This window comes from Nevskia soli (genome assembly GCF_903970205.1).
Taxonomy (GTDB): Bacteria; Acidobacteriota; Terriglobia; order Bryobacterales; family Bryobacteraceae; genus Bog-113.
Window position 1 is genome coordinate 1 of record NZ_CAJCHS010000407.1, and the last position, 4,932, is coordinate 4,932.

Here is a 4,932-nt window from a genome sequence, read left to right on the forward strand (position 1 = left end):
AGTCTCGGGTCGGATACGAACAATGGTCGCGGGTCGGATACCAACGAGAGTCCAGGGCCGGTAACGAACGATTGTCGATTTATCGCACGCGGCCGTCGGCAAGATAGTTACCGAGCCGCGACGGTCACGGAGCGGTTGCCCATGTGCGCATTGTTCTGCGCGATCGCCGGACTCGGTCCTCTCGCGTGGCTCTACTACAACTGGTGGCTGACTTCCGACCCGCTGTACTTCTTTCGCGGACCCGGTTCGGCGCACGCCATTCAGGGCTCTGCGCCTTATCCCGGCCTGCATGACTGGTATCTGGCGCGCGTCTACTATCGGACGTGCGTCGAACTGGTTCTAGGTAACCCGCTATTCTGGCTCGCTTTGATCGGGCTGGTCTTCGCCATCGCCCGGCGCGCGTGGTGGCCGGCGTTGTTGCTGCTGCTGCCGCCTGCCTTCTACATCTGGAACATGCATTCCGGAAGCAGTCCGATCTTCATGCCCAGCCTGTGGCCGCACAGTTGGTACAACACGCGGTATGGACTGGCCGCGCTTCCCGCTGCTGCATTCTTAAGCGCGGCAATCACGCGAACGCGCTGGGGCCTGCTGGCTGTGCTGATCGCGGTGTATCCGTGGGTGCGGTATCCATCGCACGAGAACTGGATCACGTGGAAGGAATCCGAGCGCAACTCGATCAGCCGGCGCGCGTGGACCAGCCAGGCTGCCAGGTATCTGGAAGAGCACGCGCATTCCGGTGAGCACTTTGCGGCCGGTTTTGGCGACCTGATCGGAATCTTCCGCAGCGCGGGTATTCCGATTCAAAACGTGTTCCATCAGGGAAATACAATGCTCTGGGATGCGGCCGTGCAGCGGCCCGACCTGTTCCTGAACACCGTCTGGGTGGTGTGCCAGCAGGGCGACCCACTCTGCGGCGCGGTCGAACACGCCGGTCGATACCGGATAGCGGATCGCATCGCCGTTGCAGACGCTCCGGCGTTGGAAATTTACCGAAATGAATATTCCGTTTCACAAAGCGCACGGCGCGAAGAATGATTTTCTGCTGACATATGCGAGCGATTTGCCCGCCCGGCTCGATTTGCCGAAGGTGACGCGCGCGATTTGCGACCGGAATACCGGGGTCGGAGCGGACGGTTGGATGCTCGTCGATGACCGCCCCGGCATCCGCCTATTCAATTCCGATGGAAGCGAGCCGGAACTCTCCGGCAATGGGACGCGCTGTGCCGCCGCGCTGCTGATCCAGCAGGGAGCGCGCGAAAACCCGATCGTGATTCAAACGGGTGCGGGACCCAAAGAGCTCCGGCTCATCGCGCGCGATGGAAACCGCTTCGAGTTCGAGATGAATATGGGGAAGCCGCGCGTCATCGAATTACATTTCGCGATCAGCGCCGCGGGCCGCGACTTCGACGCCACGCTGATCGATGCCGGTAACCCGCAGTGCGCTATCCCGGTGGACGATTTCGAATGGGATTGGATCAGCGCCGGCGCCTCCATTGAAACGGACGCGCATTTCCCGAATCGCACCAACGTTTCCTTCCTGCGCGCGACCGATTCCCACACGATCGACGTCCGGTTCTATGAGCGGGGCGCGGGCGTAACGCAGAGTTCCGGAACCGGCTCGACCGGCGCAGCCTGTTGTGCGCTGACTCGCGGGCTCGTTTCGAGTCCCGTGAAAGTGCTGACCCCGGCGGGTCCGCTGATGGTTGAAGAGCGGGGCGATTACTACCTCCAGGGGCCGGCGCAGATCGTGGCCGCCGGAGTGTACAACTATGATGAGTGAGATGACTTCGCCCGTGACTTCGCCCGTGACTTCGCCAATGACACAAGCCCCGGTCGATTTGCTGACGGACAAGATCCGCTCGCGTAGGGCGCGCGTCGGCGTCGTTGGCCTGGGTTATGTCGGCCTGCCGCTCGCGGTTGAATTCGCCAAAGCCGGCTTTGATGTGACCGGTATTGACCTCAGTCCCGGCAAAGTAGATAAGGTCAATGCCGGCGAGTCCTATATCCCCGACATCGCGGGGAACCTGGTCGCGGAGTTGTCCGCGGCGGGCAAGCTGCGCGCGACTACCGATTTCGGCGCGATCGCCGAACTCGACACGGTGAACATCTGCGTACCGACGCCGCTGCGCAAGACGAAAGACCCGGACATGAGCTTCATCGTGGCCGCCTGTGCGGAGATCGAGAAGTATCTGCATCCGGGGATGCTGATTATTCTGGAATCGACCACCTATCCCGGAACCACCGATGAACTGGTGCTGCCGATGATGCAGAAATCGGGCTTGCGCGTGGGGGACGACTTTTTCCTGTGTTTCTCGCCGGAGCGCGTCGATCCTGGAAATCCGAAATACCAGACCGTCAATATTCCCAAAGTGGTTGGCGGGTCGACCCCGGCTTGCACGGAACTGGGCCGCTTATTTTACGCGCAGGCTCTGGAAACGGTGGTTCCGGTCAGCTCGACACAGGTCGCCGAGATGGTGAAGTTGCTCGAAAATACGTTCCGCATGATCAATATCGGCCTGGCGAACGAGATTGCGATCATGTGCAACGGCATGGGAATCAACGTCTGGGAAGTGATCGAGGCGGCGGCGACGAAGCCGTTTGGCTTTATGCCGTTTTACCCGGGGCCCGGCCTGGGCGGCCATTGCATTCCGATCGATCCGTTCTATCTGTCCTGGAAAACCAAGCAAGCGGGTATTGAGGCGCGCTTCATCGAGCTCGCCGGACATATCAATGGACAGATGCCGCACTTCGTCGTGGAAAAGATCCAGAACGCGCTCAACGACCACGGAAAAGCCGTTCGCGGCTCGCACGTCCACATCTACGGCGTTTCCTATAAGAGGGATATCGACGATGTGCGCGAATCGCCGGCATTGGACATCATGTTGTTGCTGGAACGCAAGGGCGCGCGGGTAACCTACACCGATCCGCACGTTCCGGCGCTGAAATTGGGCGAACGGACGCTGGCTTCGCAGGACGGCAGCACGGCGGCTGACGCGGATTGCGTCGCCGTGATTACGGACCATTCAGGTTTTGATTACAGCGAACTGGTAGCGAGCGCCAAATTGATTGTGGATACACGCAACGCGCTAAAAGGGTTTCTTTCCAGTAAGATCGTGCGCCTGTAAGTGGGTTGACGTCGAGTTCTCGACAAGCACACGGGACGAAACGGAACCGACCGCTTTAGCTGACGACTAAGTTGAGAAAGTCATGGCAACGGCAGATGTGGTGAGCGTCGAGCGATTACTGAAGCGCAGTGGCAGGCCGGGTCAAAGCAGACCCGAAGCTAGTCACGTCCAGCACCGGTACCCCGCGGTCCGCAATCTGGTCGGCAATGGCCGCGCTCGGCCGTTGCGCCACGACCAAATGATCGCACCAGTCCAACACTTCCTCAAACCGCCGTGTCAGTAAGCGCCCGATATGTGGAATCGCCTTCAAGATGAACTGTAAGTTCGCGCCGTAAATTTCATCCAGCTGGATATGCGGATCGTAAATCCGCAGATCCCGGCCCTTACCGATCAGGAACTCGATCAGCGACACCACCGGACTCTCGCGCAAGTCATCCGTATTCTCTTTGAACGCGAGGCCGAAGATTCCGATGCGCGACGCCGGGAGCTGCATCGCCGCATCCATCGCGCGCCGCAAGTGCTGATCGTTGGCCGGAAGTACTGATTCCAGCATCGGCAACTTCAAATCGAGCCGCGATGCGCGGTAAGTGAGCGCCCGCAAATCCTTGGGCAGGCACGATCCGCCGAAAGAAAATCCAGGCTTCAGGTACGCGGGCGAGATGTTCAGCTTCACGTCGCGGCACAGCGTTTCCATCACTTCGTTAGCCGGAATATCCAGCCGGTCGCACAATGTACCCACTTCATTGGCGAACGAAATCTTCAGCGCATGGAAGCAATTGCATGCGTACTTGATCATCTCGGCCGTGCGCAGCGAGACGAGGCAAGGCTCGACATCCAGCGCCGCGTATAAGTCAGCCACACGACGCACCGCGCCTGGGTCGTCTCCGCCAACCACCAGAAGCGAAGGCTCCAGAAAATCCTTAACCGCGCTGCCTTCGCGCAGAAACTCCGGATTGGACACAACCTCCACACCCGCTGTGCGCCGCACCGCCGGGATCACAACCTCCTCGCACGTACCCGGAAACACCGTGCTGCGAACCACCACGATCAGCGGCTTTGCGCGTCCGATAACCAGTTGCCCGATCTCCTCCGCCACGCGCCGCAACTGCCCCAAACCCAAATTCCCGTTCGCTTCGGACGGCGTCCCCACGCAGATCAAAGCGATGTCGGCATCGCCAATCGCTTCGGCCAGCGAATCGGTCGCGCTCAGCCGCCCCGCCGCAACACCCTCCTGAATCACCGGCTCCAGCCCCGGCTCGAAAAACGGGGCACGCGCGTCGAGAACACTTTGCACTTTGTGGCGATCCCGGTCCACACCGACGACGCGATGTCCTAAACGCGCGAGGCAGGCCGCACTCACGCATCCGACGTACCCGAGCCCTAAAACCGCAATCGTGCGCGCTTCTGTTGCTGACACGGCCTTAGTATCCCACGCAAAACGCCGTTTCACCCCTATCGCCAAATAGGCGCGATACTACGCGGCAGGCGTGGGAAGGAAGCGTTGACTGCACGACGCGATACGTTGCAAGCGTGCAGCAGACCAGAACTCTCCGTTCGCTGACCCGGCGCCACGGCGCTTTGTTGCATCCTTATTATTCGAGGGAGATTCTGCGCGCCGCTCCCGCCCGCGCGCGGAATGGCTCACGCGGCACTTACGCCCGATCTGCCCGCGATATGTTGAAAGCGTGCAGCAGACCAGCGCGGACTTACTCGAATTCGAAGCCTTGCGCGCACTCCTCGCCCGCTATGTCGGCAGCCCCATGGGTCGTATGCGCCTTGACGCCGTCGCTCCAGGTACCGACCGGAA

3 protein-coding genes and 1 pseudogene are annotated in these 4,932 nt (G+C 60.6%); 3 read left to right on the forward strand and 1 reads right to left on the reverse strand.

Translation table 11 applies throughout. The annotated features are described in order from the left end of the window. The 3 genes and pseudogenes from H1Y01_RS17600 to H1Y01_RS17610 form a co-directional block, all read left to right on the forward strand. A pseudogene (locus tag H1Y01_RS17600) lies at window positions 1-1,035 on the forward strand (hypothetical protein); the annotation flags it as partial. Further along, a complete protein-coding gene (gene dapF / locus H1Y01_RS17605) occupies window positions 995-1,780 on the forward strand; it encodes a diaminopimelate epimerase (protein ID WP_180541849.1) in 786 nt (261 codons plus the stop codon). The pseudogene H1Y01_RS17600 and the gene dapF, both read left to right, overlap by 41 nt. Window positions 1,781-1,817: 37 nt before the next feature. Then, a complete protein-coding gene (locus H1Y01_RS17610; protein WP_180541851.1) occupies window positions 1,818-3,125 on the forward strand; it encodes a nucleotide sugar dehydrogenase in 1,308 nt (435 codons plus the stop codon). A gap of 115 nt (window positions 3,126-3,240) precedes the next feature. Here H1Y01_RS17610 and H1Y01_RS17615 read toward each other — a convergent pair whose 3' ends face one another. Next, a complete protein-coding gene (locus H1Y01_RS17615) occupies window positions 3,241-4,542 on the reverse strand; it encodes a nucleotide sugar dehydrogenase (protein ID WP_180541853.1) in 1,302 nt (433 codons plus the stop codon). Window positions 4,543-4,932 lie beyond the last annotated feature (390 nt).